The organism is Bacillus sp. EKM202B (assembly GCF_011066025.1).
Classification (GTDB): Bacteria; Bacillota; Bacilli; order Bacillales; family Bacillaceae_G; genus Bacillus_A; species Bacillus_A toyonensis.
Window position 1 is genome coordinate 56834 of sequence record NZ_JAAMNK010000025.1, and the last position, 19866, is coordinate 76699.

Annotated in this window: 22 protein-coding genes and 1 pseudogene; 5 read left to right on the top strand and 18 right to left on the bottom strand. The window is 35.9% G+C overall.

Going from position 1 to position 19866, the window contains the following annotated elements; genetic code table 11:
• Window positions 1-33: 33 nt before the first annotated feature.
• From lepA to gpr, 3 genes are all read right to left on the bottom strand, one after another.
• Entirely contained in the window at window positions 34-1857 is a 1824-nt protein-coding gene (gene lepA / locus G9F74_RS23180; protein ID WP_001030961.1) for an elongation factor 4, read from the bottom strand.
• Between the two features lie 210 nt (window positions 1858-2067).
• Window positions 2068-2433 carry a YqxA family protein gene (locus G9F74_RS23185; protein ID WP_016109110.1) on the bottom strand — a complete coding sequence of 122 codons (366 nt, stop codon included), beginning with the start codon at window positions 2431-2433 and terminating at the stop codon, window positions 2068-2070.
• Window positions 2430-3533, bottom strand: a complete 1104-nt coding sequence (gene gpr, locus G9F74_RS23190; RefSeq protein ID WP_000662628.1) for a GPR endopeptidase — start codon at window positions 3531-3533, stop codon at window positions 2430-2432. Before gpr ends, G9F74_RS23185 begins: the two co-directional genes overlap by 4 nt.
• Before the next feature lie 181 nt (window positions 3534-3714).
• Here gpr and rpsT point away from each other — a divergent pair, with 181 nt between their 5' ends.
• Window positions 3715-3972 (top strand): 30S ribosomal protein S20, encoded by a 258-nt coding sequence (gene rpsT / locus G9F74_RS23195; RefSeq protein WP_001274011.1) that lies wholly within the window; start codon window positions 3715-3717, stop codon window positions 3970-3972.
• A gap of 83 nt (window positions 3973-4055) precedes the next feature.
• Here the strand turns inward: rpsT and holA are convergent, their stop codons facing one another.
• Complete coding sequence (gene holA / locus G9F74_RS23200) at window positions 4056-5066, bottom strand: DNA polymerase III subunit delta (protein WP_001279927.1); 1011 nt, start codon at window positions 5064-5066, stop codon at window positions 4056-4058.
• A 347-nt stretch (window positions 5067-5413) separates the two neighbouring features.
• On the opposite strand from holA, the gene G9F74_RS23205 reads away from it, so the two are divergent.
• Complete coding sequence (locus G9F74_RS23205; protein WP_000997609.1) at window positions 5414-5548, top strand: YqzM family protein; 135 nt, start codon at window positions 5414-5416, stop codon at window positions 5546-5548.
• A 31-nt stretch (window positions 5549-5579) separates the two neighbouring features.
• On the opposite strand, the pseudogene G9F74_RS23210 reads toward G9F74_RS23205, so the two are convergent.
• The 3 genes and pseudogenes from G9F74_RS23210 to G9F74_RS23220 all read right to left on the bottom strand — a co-directional run bounded on the left by G9F74_RS23210 (window position 5580) and on the right by G9F74_RS23220 (window position 9132).
• Window positions 5580-7900 (bottom strand): annotated as a pseudogene (locus tag G9F74_RS23210) (DNA internalization-related competence protein ComEC/Rec2).
• Window positions 7901-7914: 14 nt separating this feature from the next.
• Window positions 7915-8472 (bottom strand): ComE operon protein 2, encoded by a 558-nt coding sequence (locus tag G9F74_RS23215; protein WP_000439772.1) that lies wholly within the window; start codon window positions 8470-8472, stop codon window positions 7915-7917.
• 63 nt (window positions 8473-8535) lie between these two features.
• Window positions 8536-9132: a helix-hairpin-helix domain-containing protein gene (locus G9F74_RS23220; RefSeq protein WP_000989943.1), complete on the bottom strand. Its 597-nt coding sequence runs from the start codon at window positions 9130-9132 to the stop codon at window positions 8536-8538.
• Window positions 9133-9209: 77 nt separating this feature from the next.
• Here G9F74_RS23220 and comER point away from each other — a divergent pair, with 77 nt between their 5' ends.
• Entirely contained in the window at window positions 9210-10037 is an 828-nt protein-coding gene (gene comER, locus G9F74_RS23225; RefSeq protein ID WP_001020545.1) for a late competence protein ComER, read from the top strand.
• Window positions 10038-10210: 173 nt separating this feature from the next.
• Here the strand turns inward: comER and G9F74_RS23230 are convergent, their stop codons facing one another.
• The 8 genes from G9F74_RS23230 to G9F74_RS23265 form a co-directional block, all read right to left on the bottom strand.
• Window positions 10211-10960 (bottom strand): class I SAM-dependent methyltransferase, encoded by a 750-nt coding sequence (locus G9F74_RS23230; RefSeq protein WP_000873061.1) that lies wholly within the window; start codon window positions 10958-10960, stop codon window positions 10211-10213.
• Complete coding sequence (gene rsfS, locus G9F74_RS23235) at window positions 10957-11313, bottom strand: ribosome silencing factor (protein WP_000653199.1); 357 nt, start codon at window positions 11311-11313, stop codon at window positions 10957-10959. Before rsfS ends, G9F74_RS23230 begins: the two co-directional genes overlap by 4 nt.
• Window positions 11310-11879: a bis(5'-nucleosyl)-tetraphosphatase (symmetrical) YqeK gene (gene yqeK, locus G9F74_RS23240; RefSeq protein WP_001078252.1), complete on the bottom strand. Its 570-nt coding sequence runs from the start codon at window positions 11877-11879 to the stop codon at window positions 11310-11312. The genes rsfS and yqeK overlap by 4 nt, the downstream gene beginning before the upstream one ends.
• Window positions 11869-12438, bottom strand: coding sequence for a nicotinate-nucleotide adenylyltransferase (locus G9F74_RS23245; protein ID WP_001226034.1), 570 nt, complete (start codon window positions 12436-12438; stop codon window positions 11869-11871). The genes yqeK and G9F74_RS23245 overlap by 11 nt, the downstream gene beginning before the upstream one ends.
• Window positions 12439-12576: 138 nt before the next feature.
• The gene (gene yhbY / locus G9F74_RS23250; protein ID WP_000955228.1) at window positions 12577-12870 is read right to left on the bottom strand and encodes a ribosome assembly RNA-binding protein YhbY; all 294 of its coding nucleotides are present in this window, start codon (window positions 12868-12870) and stop codon (window positions 12577-12579) included.
• Window positions 12871-12874: 4 nt separating this feature from the next.
• Entirely contained in the window at window positions 12875-13705 is an 831-nt protein-coding gene (gene aroE / locus G9F74_RS23255; protein ID WP_000812081.1) for a shikimate dehydrogenase, read from the bottom strand.
• Between the two features lie 15 nt (window positions 13706-13720).
• Complete coding sequence (gene yqeH / locus G9F74_RS23260) at window positions 13721-14827, bottom strand: ribosome biogenesis GTPase YqeH (RefSeq protein ID WP_000140804.1); 1107 nt, start codon at window positions 14825-14827, stop codon at window positions 13721-13723.
• 3 nt (window positions 14828-14830) lie between these two features.
• Complete coding sequence (locus G9F74_RS23265; protein WP_000765312.1) at window positions 14831-15343, bottom strand: YqeG family HAD IIIA-type phosphatase; 513 nt, start codon at window positions 15341-15343, stop codon at window positions 14831-14833.
• Window positions 15344-15589: 246 nt separating this feature from the next.
• Here G9F74_RS23265 and sda point away from each other — a divergent pair, with 246 nt between their 5' ends.
• The gene (gene sda, locus G9F74_RS23270) at window positions 15590-15745 is read left to right on the top strand and encodes a sporulation histidine kinase inhibitor Sda (protein WP_000850093.1); all 156 of its coding nucleotides are present in this window, start codon (window positions 15590-15592) and stop codon (window positions 15743-15745) included.
• Between the two features lie 139 nt (window positions 15746-15884).
• Here sda and G9F74_RS23275 read toward each other — a convergent pair whose 3' ends face one another.
• Together G9F74_RS23275 and sigK are read right to left on the bottom strand one after the other, a co-directional pair.
• Window positions 15885-16673 carry a phosphatidylserine decarboxylase gene (locus G9F74_RS23275; protein ID WP_001254986.1) on the bottom strand — a complete coding sequence of 263 codons (789 nt, stop codon included), beginning with the start codon at window positions 16671-16673 and terminating at the stop codon, window positions 15885-15887.
• 294 nt (window positions 16674-16967) lie between these two features.
• Complete coding sequence (gene sigK / locus G9F74_RS23280; protein WP_000051382.1) at window positions 16968-17681, bottom strand: RNA polymerase sporulation sigma factor SigK; 714 nt, start codon at window positions 17679-17681, stop codon at window positions 16968-16970.
• Window positions 17682-17941: 260 nt separating this feature from the next.
• Here sigK and G9F74_RS23285 point away from each other — a divergent pair, with 260 nt between their 5' ends.
• A complete protein-coding gene (locus tag G9F74_RS23285) occupies window positions 17942-18172 on the top strand; it encodes a hypothetical protein (RefSeq protein WP_000667452.1) in 231 nt (76 codons plus the stop codon).
• Between the two features lie 43 nt (window positions 18173-18215).
• On the opposite strand, the gene G9F74_RS23290 is transcribed toward G9F74_RS23285, so the two are convergent.
• The gene (locus G9F74_RS23290) at window positions 18216-19712 is read right to left on the bottom strand and encodes a YcdB/YcdC domain-containing protein (protein WP_131202455.1); all 1497 of its coding nucleotides are present in this window, start codon (window positions 19710-19712) and stop codon (window positions 18216-18218) included.
• Between the last annotated feature and the right edge of the window lie 154 nt (window positions 19713-19866).

The following is a 19866-nucleotide window of genomic DNA, read 5'->3' on the forward strand; positions in this document are numbered from 1 at the left end:
AAGCCGCATAAACGACTCCTTCTTTATTTTATATTAGTTGTCATCCATTTTCAGTACAGCCATGAATGCCTCTTGCGGTACTTCTACAGAACCAACAGACTTCATACGTTTTTTACCTTCTTTTTGCTTATCAAGAAGTTTACGCTTACGAGAAATGTCACCACCGTAACATTTTGCAAGTACGTTTTTACGCATCGCCTTAATTGTAGAACGTGCTACAACCTTGTTTCCAATAGTAGCTTGAATTGGCACTTCGAACTGTTGTCTTGGAATCAATTCTTTTAATTTCTCTACGATTACTTTACCACGGTCATACGCTGAATCACGGTGCACAATGAATGATAAAGCATCCACTTGTTCATTATTTAAAAGAATATCCATTTTCACAAGTTTAGACGGTTTATAACCAATTAACTCGTAGTCAAATGATGCATATCCTTTCGTATTTGATTTCAATTGATCGAAGAAGTCATATACGATTTCTGATAACGGGATTTCATATGTTAATGTAACACGCGTTTCATCTAAATATTGCATATCAATAAACGTTCCACGTTTACCTTGGCAAATTTCCATTACAGCTCCAACATAGTCATTCGGAACCATAATTGAAGCTTTAACAAACGGCTCTTCTACACGATCGATAGACTGTGGATCTGGCATATTAGATGGATTATCAACAATAACATCTTCACCGTTTGTTAAATAAACTTTATAAATAACGCTTGGCGCTGTTGTAATTAAGTCAATCTTAAATTCACGTTCAATACGTTCTTGAATGATTTCCATGTGAAGTAAACCTAAGAATCCACAACGGAAACCAAATCCTAGCGCTTGAGATGTTTCTGGTTCAAACTCAAGAGCAGAATCGTTTAACTCTAATTTTTCTAACGCATCACGTAAATCGTTATAACGAGCAGAATCAATTGGATACAGCCCACAGAATACCATCGGGTTTAATTTACGGTAACCTGGTAACGCCTCTGCAGCCGGACGTTTCGCATGTGTAATCGTATCCCCAACACGTGTATCACCTACGTTTTTAATAGATGCTGCTAAGAAACCTACATCACCTACAGTTAACTCATCACGCTGCGTTGTTTTCGGTGTAAATACACCTACTTCTGTTACTTCAAACTCTTTACCAGTTGCCATCATACGTACTTTATCGCCAACTTTTACCGTTCCGTTTACAACACGGATATATGCAATTACACCACGATATGGATCATATAAGGAATCGAAAATCATACATTGTAACGGCTCTTCTGAATCACCCGTCGGAGCTGGTACTTTTTCAACGATTTGTTCTAAAATGTCCTCAATACCAATGCCTGCTTTTGCCGAAGCAAGTACAGCTTCCGATGCATCTAAACCGATTACATCTTCTACCTCTTGACGTACGCGTTCTGGATCCGCACTTGGTAAATCGATTTTATTAATAACTGGTAAGATTTCTAAATTATTATCAAGCGCTAAATATACGTTTGCTAATGTTTGCGCCTCAATCCCTTGCGCTGCATCAACAACAAGAATTGCACCTTCACAAGCCGCTAAACTACGAGATACTTCGTACGTAAAATCGACGTGTCCTGGCGTATCGATCAAGTGAAGAATATACTCTTCACCGTCTTTCGCTTTATACGTTAATTGTACTGCATTTAATTTAATTGTAATACCGCGCTCACGCTCTAAATCCATAGAGTCAAGCAACTGAGCTTTCATTTCGCGCTGTGTTAACGCGTTTGTTTTCTCCAAAATACGGTCTGCCAACGTTGATTTCCCGTGGTCAATGTGAGCAATGATGGAGAAGTTACGAATTTTGGACTGTCTTTTTGCTCTTTCTTCTTTATTCATCTATGTTCTCAACTCCTAATAGTCTCGCCAATATACACTAGCACTGATTATATCAATAGAGCAGCAAAGATTCAATGAAAACTCGTGCTGCTTACAAGACAAATCATTCTATCTATATCTTATGCGAACAAACCATAAGAGACAAACCTTTTTCAAATTAAAAAACGGCTGTCGTACAAAACGATAAGACAACCGTTCTTCCTGCTACTCTTAGCTAAAAATCTCTTTCACTTTCCCAACAACTATATCCGTTCCAAACTTTGTTATTTCATAAGCAACACTTGCTATCGCCATACCAATTCCTTCTACGACATTAAAACTTCTTAAAATTTCTAATTGTTTTTGTTTCTCAATAGTTGAAAACGAACTTCCCAAAATTTCTGATTCAGCACTCGCACCCTCTGTCCCTGTCATATGAGCTATTTGTTCATACGACAGCTGCTGATAACCTTTCATACTTTTCAAACCATGATTAGCAAGCGCAACTCCTGCTATCATCATAAGTAAACATAAAACTGTACTACATATACACAGAAGTGCAAAACGACTTAAACTATCATCGTCTCTCCCCCTCAATGTGTATATGCTCCTGTATTATCTTGGTCAATTTGATGATGCAGCGCTGCATTTAACCCACTCGCTATTACATTTGCCATATCCTCTATAAAAGCATCTACTTCTTTTGGGGTCACCATTAAATTATGACCGAGAGGAGACAGTACTTCATAGATCAATTTTCTTTTTTCTTCTTCTTCCAACGTACCAATAGCACCTAAAAACATATTCCGACTTTTTTCATCCGGCATATCTTCTTCTGTTAATTTTTTCTTTTCTCCGAATGAAAATCCCGCTGGTAATAAAGACCGTGACGGCTTATGTCCCTCTTTCATCTCTCTTCCAAAGTGCTTCAAAATAAAATCGATCGTATCACTCGTAATAGAAACTGCGTCTACTACAGTTGGAACACCAATCGCAATAACAGGGATTCCTAATGTTTCTTTACTTAGCTCCTTACGTTTATTCCCAACACCAGATCCAGGATGAATCCCTGTATCCGAAATTTGTATCGTACTATTTACACGTTCAATAGAGCGTGCAGCTAACGCATCAATTGCAATTACAAAGTCTGGCTTCGTCTTCTCAATGATTCCATAAATAACATCGCTCGTTTCAATTCCTGTAATTCCCATTACTCCCGGACGAATTGCACTAACAGGCCTAAAACCTTCTTCTATACTTTCAGGCTGCAATTGAAACAAATGTCTCGTTACCAATACGTTTTCTACAACTATCGGTCCAAGTGCATCCGGTGTTACATTCCAATTCCCAAGACCAACAATTAAACAGCTCGCTTCTTTTGTAACGCCAACCTCTTCTAAGAAATAAGAAAATTCTTTCGCAAAAATACGCTCTACCTTTTGTTGCAGTTCCGTATCTTGTTGACGTATACCTTGCACTTCAAGCGTTAAATAATTTCCAGGTTTTTTACCCATCGATTCAGATGCAACTTCATCAATTGTGACTTTTGTAATTGTAATACCCTCTTCTTCCCTCTCTTTTACAATAACTCCTTGTACCCCTTCTTGTTCTTCTTGGCGTTCTTGCAACATTTGATGCGCTTCTACAGCAAGGTCAGTTCTAACACTATATTTACTTAAATCTAATGGTTCTTTCATCGTATCTCCTCCGTAATTCATAGTAAATATCGTTAGATTTCCCAAAGTTATATAAGGTCATTCTTTCCTTTACGTGAAATTTCATTGATATACTATTGCAATTCTCTTCACCGTTTGATAGAATATCACTTGTTCTATGTTAAGAATCGAGTCATTCGATTGCACCAGGGAGGTGAAAAGTATGGCAAACATCAAATCTGCTATCAAACGCGCTAAACTTAGCGAAGAGCGTCGTGCACATAACGCTTCTATCAAGTCTGACATGCGTTCTGCTGTTAAAACTGTAGAAGCTTTAGTTACTAATAACGATCTTGAAAATGCTAAAGAAGCTTTCAAAACTGCTTCTAAAAAACTTGACAAAGCAGCTCGTAAAGGTCTTATCCACCAAAACGCTGCAGCTCGTCAAAAATCTCGCTTAGCGAAACAAGTAAACGCGTAAGGCGTTTAAAAAACGATCCATTTGGATCGTTTTTTTATATACAAAAAAGTTCACGTAACAAGTACATGAACTTTTTTGTATCACTACATATGATTTAGCCGCAGCAGGAAAAACTCAAGCACAAGTTTCTTATCCATTTTCCCCGTCTTCATACTATAATCAGCTTCCGCTAATTCTATAATAACTTTTTTTAATTCTTCAAAAGAGAAAAACTTCGTTTGATTCATCGCCAACTTTACACGATACGGATGTACACCAATATGAGACGCGATTTGATTTTGTCCGTAACCACGTTGTTGCAACTCTTTCACTTGATGCAGCAAGCGGAATTGACTCACTAATAACGCAAGCAATTTAATCGGTTCTTCCTGCTGCGTAAATAATCCATCTAAAATTTGCATTGCACCCGCAATATCCTTTTTCACTACTTTTTCTGTCAAAGCAAATACATTTTGCTCCACAGACTTCGGCACAAGCTCTGTAACAAGTTTTGGTGTAATCTCTCCGCCCATACCAACGTATAACGTTAACTTGTCCATTTCCTTCGCCAACATCGTTACATTACTTCCCACAAGCTCTAATAACAAACTAACAGCTGCATTATCAATATGCACATGTACTTCATCAGCACGAGCACCAATCCATTTCTGAACATCTTGCACTTGCATCGCATTCGCTTCTACTACATCCGCTGTTTTCTTTAATAGTTTTGTAATTTTTTTTCGTTCATCGAGTTTTTCGTAAGGCGCAACAAAAACAAGAATAGAAAATGGAGAAGGTTCACCAATATATTCTTCTAAAATTTTTATATTTTGTTCTAACTTTTCTTTTTGTGAAGTTAAAAAAAGTGGTGATTTCATTAATAGTACTTTCCGTTCCCCAAAAAAAGGAAGTGTACGCGCATCCTCAACCACATCTTCTAAATACGATTCTTCCAAATCGTATGTCACAACATTAAATTCTCGATCTTCCTCTTCAAGTGCTTCTGTTGTAATAAGCTTTATTGTTTCATTTATAAAAAACGCTTCCGTTCCATACAGTAAATATAACGGAGCAAACTGCTTCTTTTTAATTTTTTTATGTATATCACTCATACTTTTTTCCTACTCCCTAACTTGGCAATATATATTTATACTAATGCCCTAGCTTTTGTTTTACAAGTACAAAGGAACAGGCTTTACAACCCGCCCCTTTATTTATATTAAACGCCACGCAATAAGTCCCGGGTTTCTTATTGGTGTGCGGTAATCACCTTCCCTTTATTATTCACAATAAAAATCCGAGTATAAGTGCCAACTCTTAACATGCTTGGAAACGAAAAACTCATGTCACTTAACGAACTAGAAAGTAGTAAAATACTCGGTTCCTCTTCATATGGAAATTGTAGATTTTTTTCTGACAATATTTTATACTAAAGTGGAATGTTGGGGAGGGATTCTAAATGAATGATTTTGAACAAAATGTTCAAAGTAAACGCAATGACGCTATTGATTCAGGGGTAGGATTTATCGTCTCATTTGGTTTTTTCGCAACACTTTTCATTATTGCAACTGTTATTAAATTCATCGGTTCTTAAAGGCTGCCATTTCATGGCAGTCTTCTCTTTTTCATCTATTATGTATTTCATCATATGTGATTTTACTTTTAAAGGTTCCGGTTTCCCCTTTAAAAACATAGGAAATAGCACCTTGTTTATCCGTTCGCCATATTTCAGTACCCATCTTCTCAAAACGCTCTATCACCTCCTTATCCGGATGTCCATACCTATTCCGTTCTCCCACAGAAACAATCGCTATACTAGGCTGTATAAGCCTCAAAAAAGGTGCTGTAGATGACGTTTTACTCCCATGATGCGCAACTTTTAAAACATCCGCCCGTAAATATGGATATGTCGATGCTAAAAGTTCCTCTCCCTCTTCTTCTAAATCACCTGTAAACAGCCATGTTAATCCTCCTAATTTGGCCCACATTACAATTGAAGAGTTATTTTCACTTTTTTCTTTCCCTTTCGGAGCTAGTATAAAAAATTCCGCTCCATTTATACTCCAACACTCCCCTTCTTCCACTATACTTATTTTCACTTCTTTTTCTAATGCTTTTTTCTTTAACACCTTTTCTAATACTGTCTCTTGTTTCTTTTGACCAAATACAACTTCTTTTACAGTTATATACGATAATAAATCCGATGCGGCACCTATATGATCCGCATCTCCATGCGTTATGATTAATTTATCAATTGTTTTCACACCTTCCTTTTGCAAAAAAGGAACAAGAATATCGTGACCAACAGAAAATTCATGCTTTTTCCGTTGCCATTCTTCTTTATTTATCCGAAGTGTTCCACCTGTATCAATAAGATAAACCCCTTTATCATATGGAAGTCGAATTAATATTGCATCACCTTGTCCAACATCAATAAATGTCACACTCCCACTCTCGCGAAAATACGGGTATACATAATGACACGTGCTAATAAAAAGAAAGCCACTCATGACTATGAACACAATTTTTTCGGCATCCCTCTTTCCAAGACGATCAATATACTAATAATTATCACACAATATACAACTATAAGAAGTATGGGTGTTTGCCCGAAAACTAGGCGGGTAAACGGTAATCTTTCACAGTAACTTAGTAAATTATTAGAAATAATTAAACCTACTGACAGTACATTCGCAAGTCCTTTTGCGAGAAATGGGATAATTGGTATAAATACCAGAATAATAATACTACATGGTAATACAATTATAGATAAAAATGGAACGTATATGAAGTTGAGGAAAATACTATATGGAGAAAAATAACCAAAATGATATAACAAAATCGGGGTACTAACGAGCTGCGAGATAATAGAAATATAAATAGCATTTCGAATTACTCCATTACTATGCCTTAGTAGTATCGGAGCAGATAAAATTAAAGCGAAACTACCTACAAATGAAAATTGAAATCCTATATTAAAAACAAGATATGGGTCGTATATAAGCATACATATAGCCGTTATACTTAAGGCATCTAAACTAGATAAGCGAACAGAACAAATGAAAGCAACCAACAATAAAACACCTGTTATAGAAGCTCTTATAACAGATGGTGATGCGCCTGCTATAATCATGTACACTGGAATACAAACAATTAGAAATACTGTCGCCATCTCCTTCGTCACACCACTTCTCAGTAAAACAAAGTAAACTATCACCATTAACAGAACAATATGCGACCCTGAAATCGCCAATAAATGCACAAGACCAAATTGCTGATACTGTTCTTCAACTTCAAACGTCATTTGTTGTCGGTCACCAAATAATAATGCATTCATAAAAGCACCTGATTGCTCTGGAAACATTTCTGTAACTTTAAAGATTATGTGCTGCCTATAAAAAAGAATCCATTGCACAAATGATAATGATGTTTTTTGGCACTCAGAAATATATGTAGCATGGAATATAAAATGAATATTTTGTTTATATAAATAATCTCGGTAATCAAAACCATGAAAATTCCGAGCAGTTTGCGGTTCTTTCCTCTCACCTTTGAATACACAGGATACTCCCGCATATAATTGTTGTAATTGTTTCTTTTCCAAGGCTGATTTCATTTTGTAACTTAACTGCACTGTATTTTTATTCTGATCTTCAAATTGAAAAGATAGGCGATCCCCATTAATAAGAGGTGTATTTTGTATCACCCCTCTTGTAGCTTCATAGGGCTCCCCTAGAGGCTTATTTTGTCCTTGAACACACGAAGTGTACATAGCACCACTAAAACACGCTATCATACAAAAAATGAAGGTTTTACGCGAAGTACGATATAAACAGAAGAAAACATATAAAACGAAACAACAAGCAATCCATAAAAATGACAAGGAAAAGGCGATTGCAATCCCCATTATAAAAGAGATTGCAATATAGCCCCATTGTTCATGCAACTTATACTCACTCCTTATAGCATCATTTTTGCTTTCGTGAATACATGCTGTAATTCTTCCATTGATAAATTATCTTTTTCGAAAGACGCAAATAATTCTTTTAACTCCGTATAACGTTTTTGCTCCTCTAATGCAGCAATATCATATTCTAGTGGAACGTGCTTCACTGTTACATTCGCTTGTTCAAATAACTCTATGGCGTATGGATGATTTTTATAATCCTGCGCATAATAAACCGCTGTAATACCACTTTGAATAATTGCCTTACAACATTGTAAACAAGGGAAATGCGTAACGTAAATTTCTGCTTCCTCTGTTTTCGCACCAAACTTGGCACATTGTAATAAAGCATTCATTTCTGCATGAATTGTACGAACACAATGATTATCAATGACATAGCATCCATCATCGATACAATGCACCCCACCTTTAATTGAACCATTATAGCCGCCAGCAATAATCCGCTTGTCACGAACGATTGTTGCCCCTACTGCAAGTCTTGTACATGTACTACGTAAAGATAACAAATGACTTTGCGTCATAAAATATTGATCCCACGAAATTCGTTCCATATTTTTCACCTTCTTTTTTGTCTACTTGTAGTGTAGCGAATGAAGAAAAACTTCGTCAATCTTTTACGGAATAATAATTTGATCTTTTATTTTTTCCAAAGACTTCACACCAATCCCATCAATCTCTAATAAATCTTCTATTTTCTGAAACGGACCATGTTCCTCTCGATATTTCAAAATACTTTCCGCTTTTCGAGAGCCAATGCCTGTGATTTTTTCAAGTTGCTCTTTAGAAGCTGCATTTATTTGAACTTTCCCTTCCCCCTTTGAAGAGGTAGCCACATCTTGCACTTGCTCATTTTTATTGGGTACATAAAGAATCATTTGGTCTTGTACAATTTGTGCTAAATTCACCTTCTTTATATCTGCCTCGGGCAAAAAACCACCCGCCTTTTCAACGGCATCCTTGAACCGATCCCCTTCTTTCATTTCATACACCCCCTCTTTAACAACGGCCCCTTTCATATCAATTAGTATTTTTTTCTGTTCCTTTGCATCTAATATTTTCGGTTTACTTTTTTTCTCTACATCTTTCGCCTGAACATCCGTTGCAATGACCGATCGCTCTGTATGCTGGTTTGTTTTCCAGAAAAAAAGAAAAAGTACAGTTACAATAATAGCTACTAACCCCAACCATTTTTTCGGAAAATCCCACATCATTTTACACCTCTAATCATAAATTTATAACATCATTCATATTGTTTAGGAGAAAGCTGTTACGAAGGAGGGATGAAACATTGAACATAGGAATTATAGGGACAGGAAACATGGGGAATATACTAATCGATGCATTTTTAGAGACCCGTGCTGTCAAACCTTCGTGCCTTACAATCATTAATCGGACGCCTGCCAAAGCATATCATATAAAGGAAAAATACCCTTCTATTCATATAGCCAAAACAATCCCAGAAGTACTCGAACAATCACAACTTATTTTTATTTGCGTTAAACCGAAAGATATATACCCTATCCTACAAAAATATGCTGAATATTTTTCTGATGAAAAGTGCTTAGTTTCTATCACAAGTCCAATATCTCCATCACAATTAGAGACACTTGTACCTTGCCACGTCGCACGTATCATTCCGAGCATTACAAACCGCGCCCTATCTGGCGCATCATTATTTACATTTGGAAGTAAATGCTCTGAAGAGTGGCAACAAAAACTACTTCGGCTATTCAAAAAAATTTCTACTCCACTTGTAATAGAAGAAGATATAACGCGCGTTTCATCTGATATAGCAAGCTGCGGCCCTGCATTCTTTAGTTATTTATTACAATGTTTCATTAACGCTGCTGTAGATAAAACAAATATTACACATGAAGAAGCTACTACTTTAGTAAGTGAAATGGTCGTTGGAATGGGGAAATTACTTGAAAAAGAGATTTTCACATTACCTACCTTACAAGAAAAGGTATGTGTCAAAGGCGGCGTTACAGGAGAAGGTATTCTAGTTTTAGAAGAACATGTTGGAGATATGTTTCATAAATTAATCGAACGGACACACGAGAAGTTTGATGAAGATTTAAAATGCGTTGATCAGCAATTCAATAAACACACATAATAAATACGCCATCGCCATTCCAAATCCTTTTTATTAATACGTATCTTTTTTATGCTACATTTTCACTAAAACTAGCATTTTTGTACTTTACATGTATCATCTTTTTAATATTCTAGAAATAAAATCAAATCTTTTCTAAAAAAACAAAAGCAACCTTATCGGTTGCTTTTGTTTTATCCATTCTTCTTCGCCATAAAAAAGATGCGCTCTGTTTGTTCTGTCACTTCAATTCGTTCAAAGTCTCCTGTGACGCGAAGCACTGTAAATCCAGCCTCTTCAAGCCATTTCGTTAATTCTTCAACCGAATATGCTCGTTGCACGTGACATTCATCAAAACGATGATATACATCTTCTTCTGGATCTTGTACAAAGAATGTCAAATCATGTTCCACACTATTGGATTCTTCTCCAGGGAAACAGTTCCAAATAAGTGATATTTCCTCGCCATTCACTGTATATGTTTCATTTTGAAATACGTGATGTATTTTATATAAAGAGTGTACGTCGAATAAAAACAAGCCATCTTGACGTAAATGATGGAAGACTCTTCTAAACGTTTCTTGCACTCCATCTTCTTGCAATACATAGTTTAACGAATCACAAAAGATTGTTACACAATCAAATTCACCAGGAACATCAAGTTCTCTCATATCTTGTTGGTAAAAAGGAAGAAAATAACCTTCTCCTCCTAATTTCTGCTGTGCGACAGTTAACATTTCTTCTGAAAGATCGACACCAGTTAAATCATAACCTTTTCGCATAAGCGGTAGTGTTACGTTACCAGTTCCACATGCTACATCAAGAATTTTTGCCTCTTTCATGCCCGCATGCTGCAAACTTTCCTCTGTGAACTCTACCCATTTATCATACGGGACATCATTCATCAGTTCGTCATACAGTAATGCAAATTGTTCGTATTTCATTGATCTAACTCTTCAGTAATATCTTCACGTGGTACATCGCCCCATAGACGCTCTAAATTGTAGTGATCACGCTCATCTTTATGGAATACATGAGCAACCACATCACCAAGGTCTACTAATACCCAACGAGCCTCATCAAAACCTTCCATACGTTGTACATTAATTTCGAATTCATGCGCCTTCGCTTTAATTTCACGCGCAATTGCTTGCACCTGTTTATCAGAGTTTCCGTGACAAATAATGAAATAGTCTGCAATTGGTGAAATCCCTTGCATATTTAGTACAACCATATCTTCTGCTCTCTTATCATCAGCTGCTTTTGCTGCTAATACTAATAAATCTTTATCTTTCATTTAATAATTTCCTCCTTGATAACTGCATTGTATGTTTGGAATGTTAATGGATAAATCGTTTGATCTTTTTCCATTAAAAATTGAATTGTTCGCTTTAAAGCAAACAGTAACGCTTGATTTATATCTTTATATGCGAGTTTTCTCGCTTCTTCTACACCAGGAAACTTACGCCCCGGCTCAATGTAATCTGCTACATAAATCACTTTATCTAACATCGTCATTTTCTCATGACCACTTGTATGGTATGTAATAGCTTGCAAAATTTCAGGATCCGTAATGCCTACTTCTTTTTCTACTAAGTATGCCCCAACAGGTGCATGCCATAACTCTTTGTTATAGTGAAGTAGATCCTTCGGCAAACCTTCCCTCTTAATAATCTCTTCCATTTCTGAAATCGCTCTACATTTTGCATAATCATGAAAGATAGCAGCTGTTTCTGCCTTTTTCTCATCTACATCATATAAACGAGCCAGTTCAATCGCTGTTTCCATTACACCTATTGTGTGTACATAACGCTTTTCATGCATTTGTTGTTTCACAATATGAAGTGCTTCCTCACGATTCATACAACCCATTCCTCTCGATATATACCTGTACTTTTTCCGGAAGTAAATATTTGCACGTTTTCTTCTCCATATACCTCTCACGTAACAAAGAAGAAGAAACTGCAAACTCTGGAATTTCCACTTTTACAATATTATAAGGCGTATGCAATGTATAACCTGGTCTCGTAACTCCAACGAAAGTTACAAGTGTAAGTAACTTTTCAATGTTATACCACTTTGGCAAATACTCAACCATATCTCCACCAATAATAAAGTGGAACTGCACATCCGGATACTTTTCCGTTAATTGTAACATAGTGTCATACGTATAAGATGGGCCTTCTCTGTTTAGCTCTTCTAAACAAATTGAAAAGTATGCTTCTTCCTCAGTCGCAAGCTCTAACATCTTTAAACGACTTTCTACACTTGTAATATTCCGCCCTTGTTTATGTGGCGGAATTTGATTTGGCAGGAACCATACTTCTTCCAAGTCCAAAGCGTGATATACTTCATTTGCAATTAGCAAATGCCCATAATGAGGCGGATCAAATGTACCGCCAATGATGCCAATTTTTCTCAAAAGAAACGCCCCTTCCTTTTACATACAGCAACTCTCTTCCTATCAATTCGAAGAGAGTTCACTGTTAATAAAAGTTCAATTGGTTTCGCTCTCTACATCATTAAGCACTAGCAATAAAAGTACCGCATGCTAATCTTTTTATCGAGGAAGCTTAATTTGTTTATTTTCTCTTGATTCTTTATATAAAACAATTGTGCTTCCAATTACTTGAACGATTTCAGCACGTGCACCTTGTGCAAGTTCTTCTGCAACTTCACGACGATCGAATTCACAATTTTGTAGCACGCTCACTTTAAATAATTCACGAACCTCTAATGCTTCTCCAATTTGTTTCACCATATTTTCATTTACGCCGCCTTTTCCAACCTGAAAAATTGGTGTTAAATGATGTGCCTGTGCACGTAAAAATCTTTTTTGTTTTCCTGTTAACATATAATTAGCCTCCAAGCTTTCTCATTACTAATTGTTTCATTCTATCAATATTTGGCACGCGTCCTGTCCACATTTCAAATGCAAGTGCCCCTTGATAAACAAACATATCAATACCATTTTGAATGATTGCACCTTGCTCTTTTGCCTCACATAAAATTTTCGTTTCAAATGGATTATAAATTATATCTGATACAATTGTTCCTTCTTTTAACGAACAAATTTGTAATGGCGTATGTTCGACATGCGGATGCATACCTCTTGTTGTCGTCTGAATGATAATATCATAATTCCCTTGTTCTTCTGTCGCTTTTTCTAACGATAAAGCAACAGAATGAACATCAGCCGCACATGCAGCAATAAGTTCTTTCGCCTTATCGACTGTACGATTTGCTACATCAATTTCTTTCACACCTACATCAGCAAGAGAAAAATAAATAGCTCGGCTAGCACCACCAGCGCCAAGTAATAAAATACGTTTCTCTTGAAGTGGTTCACTACTAATTGACTGTAAGGCTCGGACAAAACCGATTCCATCTGTATTGTAGCCAATTAATTTTCCATCCTTATGAACCACTGTATTTACTGCACCAATTTGCCTTGCTAGTGGGTCAATCTCATCCAAATAATCCATAATAGCAACTTTGTGCGGAGTTGTTACATTAAATCCTGAAATACCTAACGCTTTTAAACCTCTTACTGCTTCCCCTAGCCCTTCTTCTACAAGAAACGCATGATAATGGGCATCCATATTCAAGTGTTCAAATGCATCGTTATGCATAACGGGCGATAATGAATGTCCAATTGGATTTCCGATTACACCATATAATTGTTTCATAAATCCCTCTCCATATTAAATTAAAGATTTACGCAATGAAACACTTACTCCTTTTGGTACGTGAGCAACAATTTTTGCTCCTGATTCGTTTACAGTAACCCATCCTAATCCAGAGAATACAACGTCCGTTTTCGGTTCACGAATATTAAACTCGTATTTCACCAGCTCAGGCATATTTTCTAATTCTTCTGGTGTTGGCGGGCTTAGTAAATCTCCGGCATGATTTTTATACAATTCATCTGCTTTCTCAAGCTTTGTACGATGAATTGTTAAACGATTTGAGAAGTGACAAGTAAACGCACGACGACCACCACTTACATAATCAAAGCGTGCCAATCCACTAAAGAATAATGTTTGTTCCTCATTTAATTGGAATACCATCGGCTTAATTTCTTTTGTTGGTGTAATAAGCTTTAAGCTTTCCTTTCCAACATAATGAGCCATTTGATGGTGGTTAATAATACCTGGCGTATCATATAAAGAAGATTCTTCGTCTAATGGAATATCAATTAAGTCAAGTGTTGTTCCTGGGAAATGAGATGTTGTAATTACATTTTCAGTCTCATCACTAAATTCTTTAATCATACGATTAATAAATGTAGATTTTCCTACATTCGTACATCCAACAACGTAAACATCTTTGCCGTCGCGATAATACTCAATAGCATCCGCTAATTCAGCAATCCCTTGTCCCTTCGCTGCACTAATTAAAAAGACATCCTCTGGCTTTAATCCTAACTGCTTTGCACTATAGCGCATCCAATGCTTTACTTTATCATGTTTTACTGACTTAGGAATTAAATCCACCTTATTTCCTACAAGTAATACTTTATTATTTCCTACAAAACGATGTAAGCCAGGTAACCAGCTACCATTAAAATCAAAAATATCTACAATCTTGACTACTAATGCATCTGACCTTCCAATTCCATTTAGAATGCGTAGGAAGTCATCATCTGTTAGCGATACATCTTGAATTTCATTGTAATGTTTCAAGCGAAAACAGCGTTGACAAATCACTTGCTCTTTTTCTAAAGATGAGGCAGGCGCATACCCAACTTCATTTTTATTTTCTGTTTGAATTTCTACACCGCAACCAATACATTTAATTGTTTCAGTCAAACTTTATTCCTCCCAGTTAATTAAACCTTTTTTCTTCATATTTTTCATAATTCTTCGTTCAATTTTTCGATTAAAGCGAGTCACCAATCCATCAGTTTGCGCTACTGGCACAACTAAGATTGTATGAAGTCCTACACGATTTCCACCAAGCACATCTGTAAGCAACTGATCCCCAATTACTACAACTTCATCCGGCTGCAGGTGCATCTCTTGTATCGCACGCTTAAATGCACGAACAAATGGTTTACGTGCACTATGAATAAATGGAATATTTAATGGATCAGCAAAGTCTTTCACACGTTGCTCATTATTATTCGAAACGACCGTTACTTGAATGCCTTGCTCTTTCATTTTTAAAAACCACTCTTCAAGTTGCGGCGTTGCATTTGGACGATCCCATTCAATTAACGTGTTATCTAAATCAGTAATAACTCCTTTAATTCCACGTTTTTTCAAATCTTCTGGTTGAACATGATATACATTTTTCACATATTCATTTGGTAAAAATAATTTCAATTTCTTTCACCTCTTTGAGGATTTTTCATAAAATTTTTCGACAACATTTTTCGATATACAACCTGTGGATAAAATTGTACACACTTTCCACATTAATTTTTCAGTCAATTTGGAATTTACTAACAATCTATACACAATTTATCCACTGTGGCATGTGGATAACCACTTGTTTGTGACTGTCATATTTTTTTGGTACATTAAATGCAACAACGAATCAATCCTTATATTATTAGGAGGTGACTCACCTTGAAAACAAAACATATGGAACAGTTATCTACTGAGTTACTCACTGAGTCTTATTATAAAGCAAAAGAACTAAAATTAAATCCCGACTTCATTTTACTTATAAAACAAGAAATTATTAGACGCTCATTAGAGGACAAGCTTGCCAAATCTTCTTGAGTACATATAGATTACTAATAACCTGTAAAAAGAGCCATCCTACGATGGCTCTCGAATAAACAAGTACTCCCATCTAGGGGGATTTCATCATTAAGCATCTTTGTCCATAACTCTTATTTACGATTATAAAATCTTCTCTTTACTTGTGAGTTAATCGAGTAGCAATTTTTTCACCGAGACGAAGTTCTTGTCCGCTCTTCAAATTCTGCACTACTTCTATCATATCTTTTTCAAACAATAATACAACTGTTGAACCAAATGTAAAGTATGCCATTTCTTCACCTTTTTGAACAGTACTTCTTTCATGCAAAAGCTCAATACTATTAACAAACATAGCCCCTACTTTTACAAGTGCCATATGTTCGCCGTCACTATTCACTTCTGTAACAGAACGATAATTTTTTGACAGTGGTTCTTTACCGTATTCCATACCAGCTGCATTTACCGGATATGATTTTCTACCGAGTACAAATCTTTCAGTCACAGCCCCAGAAAGTGGACTATGAATGCGATGATAATGACTTGGACTCAAATAAATGACCATGTATGTACCGCCTGCATATCGCTTTGCACGTTCTTCATTACCTAGCATATCCACAATTGAATAACGCTTACCTTTAATATCAAATGTTTTTGTATCCTCAATAGGACCGTGGTCAGCAAAAACACCATCAACAGGGCTAACGATACTCGATGTATCTGTATCAATACTACGCTTTCCTTCTTTTAGCCTACGCGTAAATAAGTCATGCAATGTTCTATATTCCTTCAAACCCTTTTCCATCTCATCTTGATTAATTTGAAAAACTTTCGCATATGATGGAATTATGATGGAGCTCAAACGAGATTGTGCAAATTTACGTAATATATAAGAAGTAAAGCGACCATTTGTAAGTTCTATCATAAGTCGATATAATGTACGTCGCAAATTGCGAAACCTCCTAACCAGTCTATAACTTTAGTTTTCCCTTATTTTCTTTCTATATCATATGTAAAACTGGTTCTTATTCCCACATATCATATAGAACTGTTCATTATGCAAATCGAAAACTAAGTTAAGTATGGTATTATTCTTAAATTGTTTAGCACCCTCTAATATTACAGATAGAATCCGTCATTTTCAACAGTGAACATGTATTTCTTCTTAATACAACTCGTTTTCTTTCCTTATTTACAAAAAGAAAAGCAGCCCATTTTAAAATTTGGCTGCTTGCAATGCACATTATTCTTTCGCTTTTTTCTCTTTCTCTGCTCTTACAAATTCATGGAACATTTTCATTAACGCACGCTTTTCAATTCTTGATACGTAGCTCCTTGAAATACCAAGTGCCTTCGCAATCTCGCGCTGCGTTTTCTCCTTATCAAGCCCAAGTCCAAAGCGCTTTACGATAACTTCTTTCTCTCGTTCGTCTAAAATATCGATATACTCTTTAATCTTTTCTAACTCCATACTAAGCTGAATCATATCAATTACATCTTCAGACTCAGATTTTAATATATCAATAAGCGATATTTCATTCCCCTCTTTATCTTGCCCGATCGGATCATGAAGTGAAACGTCTTTTTTCGTTTTCTTTAGTACACGTAAATGCATCAAAATTTCGTTTTCAATACAGCGTGCTGCATACGTCGCAAGCTTTGTTCCTTTCCCTGCTGAATAACTCTCAATTGCTTTAATGAGCCCAATTGTACCAATTGAAATTAAATCTTCTGCATCTTCTCCTGTGTTTTCAAATTTTTTAACGATATGAGCTACAAGCCGTAAATTATGTTCAATTAAAAGATTTCTCGCTTGAGCATCACCTTGCTCCATTAACTCTAAGTACTTTCTCTCATCATCTGATGATAACGGCTGCGGGAACGCATTGTTCTTCACATAAGAAACAAAGACAAACACTTCTCGAACCATATATCCAATTGCGGCGAATAGACTCAAACCTTTCACCTCCGCCAAAATAGTGGTCTTTATTATGTGTATGTGGGCGTGAGGTTGTTTGTGTCTGTACGATATCATTCCAATATGTTTTTACGCATAATATTTGTCTCAAAAAGCTTTGCTACATATACTTAAACAAAAGATTGGAGAGTAGAATATGAAACATTTCATTACCCTCTTGTTCATAAGTAGCTGGTAAGAGATGAACTCCTTGTACGCTCTTGCAAGCTACTTGTACTACAAGGAGGGATTATACAAATATGAAATTTGAAAGAACACGTGCTTATACAAGGCACCAACGTCAGCGTACGATGCGCCGAAAGATGATTATCGTAAAACATGCATGGGGACATACACCTAAAACAGCTGGTATTTTTGCAAAAGGAAAAATTCACTGTTCCTGTGGAATGTGCACAACAAAGTGGAGAACAGAAGGACCACCTGCTAGTGTACAAAAGTGGTTATACAAAATCGATATATACGAAGAATAAATCGTTATTTCTAAAAAAAGGTCTTCTCTCGAAGACCTTTTCCTTATTCACTCCAAATTTTCTCCCCAGTATGCGCATCAATATAACGAATTTCTCGACTACAATCGAAGGATTCTTTATGATTTTCATCCGTTGTTTGTTTATACAGTAGTACGTAGTTCGTTTCCTCTACATCATTTTCTAAAAACCATTCTAAATTCACTCGCATGGCCCCTCTGTATATTTCTAGCGCTTTTTCTTTTGTTATTTTTATTGTTGTTTCATATGTAAGTAATTCTTTTATAAATTTGCTAGACTCTCCGGAGTAGTGCATCACAGCACCATTTTCTGCATTGATATTGACTCTAAATTGGTTATACTCTGCTGGAATACCATTCACATATACGGAAAAGGTAAACCTTTCAATCCCATCTTCTGCTTCTTCACGTTCTTCCCAAAGACGTAGATATTGTGTGACATCTGGAATAACTTGTTCCAAAAATTGAAGTGCTTTTTGTATGCATTCCTCTCTAGACAGTATTTGCTTTACTTCATTATCGTCTGTCAGTTTTATAAAACCAGTTAATTCATTGGTAGATTTATCAATCATAATGCCAACAAAATTATTATATTTTAACATCGGTAAATGCTTTTTAAAAAATTCATTCATTAAATATGGATTCTTTTCTTCTTTCTGTTTCTGTAATTCCTCTTTCGGAACAAATTTCATCCTTATTTCATAATCATTTTCCTTCTCAGCAACTTTTGTAAAATTTTCTTTATCCCAATCAAACAAATCGAATATATCATCTTGTCGAATACCTTTTTGCGGGTTTTCAACAGCTACAGTTAGAGGCAATTTATAATGATCTGTTCCAAACAAATCTTTACCTGTACTTGCATCAATAAACGCATGACTAGGTTCTGGTTCATATACAAGATGATACCCTTTTACTTCCTCACCATTTTCATATTTACATGAAGAATGTGTTAAATCTACAAATACAAGTCTCATATCTTGTCTAGCTTTCAGATTTTCTAAAACGACGTTCTCCTCAACAATTTCACTTGGCCATAACGGTTTTTTCTCAATAGCTTTTTGTCCATTATAACGAAAATGTACAACATTGCCTGAAGGATGAACTCGCACAACACACCCTGCATTCGGTAATGGGTAGCCATTCACTTCTTGCATATAATTTACTTCTTTCCACCCACGCCTGTCATCCTTAACCGTTATATATGTATAAAACTCATATCCTTCTTTTGTATATTTTTTTAAGAATGCATTTGCAATCTCTCTTGCTTTATTCTCATCTATCGCTTCCTTACCACTCGAAAAATAAATTTCATCATCTATACTAAATTCAATTAAATTACCAGTATGTCTATTCAACGTAATTTGTATCGTTCTCTCCTCATCCTCTTTATGCTCCCACCATACTAGATGATATGGGTCATCCACACCTTCTTGATCATCTACAACAAGCCTATATTCATCTGGAATGTCAATCATATGAGCCACTTGCTCTTTTCTTTCTTTATCTTTTTGATTCATCATACCTCTCCCTGTGTTACAATTTAAGGTAATTATAACAAACAAATCCAAAACTTATTAATAAAAAAAGACTAGAGAAATTGAAGTGCACCCCAATTGTTAGACACATAATTAACAATTGGAGGTGCATTTTTTATGGCTAAATTTTCTTCAAAAG

Bases quoted from the DNA above. Each gene is read 5' to 3' on its own strand.
- rsfS (WP_000653199.1), bottom strand. From the start codon at position 11,313: ATGAAAGATAAAGATTTATTAGTATTAGCAGCAAAAGCAGCTGATGAT.
- G9F74_RS23290 (WP_131202455.1), bottom strand. From the start codon at position 19,712: ATGATGAATCAAAAAGATAAAGAAAGAAAAGAGCAAGTGGCTCATATG.
- G9F74_RS23230 (WP_000873061.1), bottom strand. From the start codon at position 10,960: ATGAAATACGAACAATTTGCATTACTGTATGACGAACTGATGAATGAT.
- G9F74_RS23285 (WP_000667452.1), top strand. From the start codon at position 17,942: ATGAAATTTGAAAGAACACGTGCTTATACAAGGCACCAACGTCAGCGT.
- yqeK (WP_001078252.1), bottom strand. From the start codon at position 11,879: ATGAATCGTGAGGAAGCACTTCATATTGTGAAACAACAAATGCATGAA.
- holA (WP_001279927.1), bottom strand. From the start codon at position 5,066: ATGAGTGATATACATAAAAAAATTAAAAAGAAGCAGTTTGCTCCGTTA.
- lepA (WP_001030961.1), bottom strand. From the start codon at position 1,857: ATGAATAAAGAAGAAAGAGCAAAAAGACAGTCCAAAATTCGTAACTTC.
- aroE (WP_000812081.1), bottom strand. From the start codon at position 13,705: ATGAAACAATTATATGGTGTAATCGGAAATCCAATTGGACATTCATTA.
- G9F74_RS23220 (WP_000989943.1), bottom strand. From the start codon at position 9,132: ATGATGTGGGATTTTCCGAAAAAATGGTTGGGGTTAGTAGCTATTATT.
- rpsT (WP_001274011.1), top strand. From the start codon at position 3,715: ATGGCAAACATCAAATCTGCTATCAAACGCGCTAAACTTAGCGAAGAG.
- gpr (WP_000662628.1), bottom strand. From the start codon at position 3,533: ATGAAAGAACCATTAGATTTAAGTAAATATAGTGTTAGAACTGACCTT.
- G9F74_RS23215 (WP_000439772.1), bottom strand. From the start codon at position 8,472: ATGGAACGAATTTCGTGGGATCAATATTTTATGACGCAAAGTCATTTG.
- G9F74_RS23205 (WP_000997609.1), top strand. From the start codon at position 5,414: ATGAATGATTTTGAACAAAATGTTCAAAGTAAACGCAATGACGCTATT.
- yhbY (WP_000955228.1), bottom strand. From the start codon at position 12,870: ATGTTAACAGGAAAACAAAAAAGATTTTTACGTGCACAGGCACATCAT.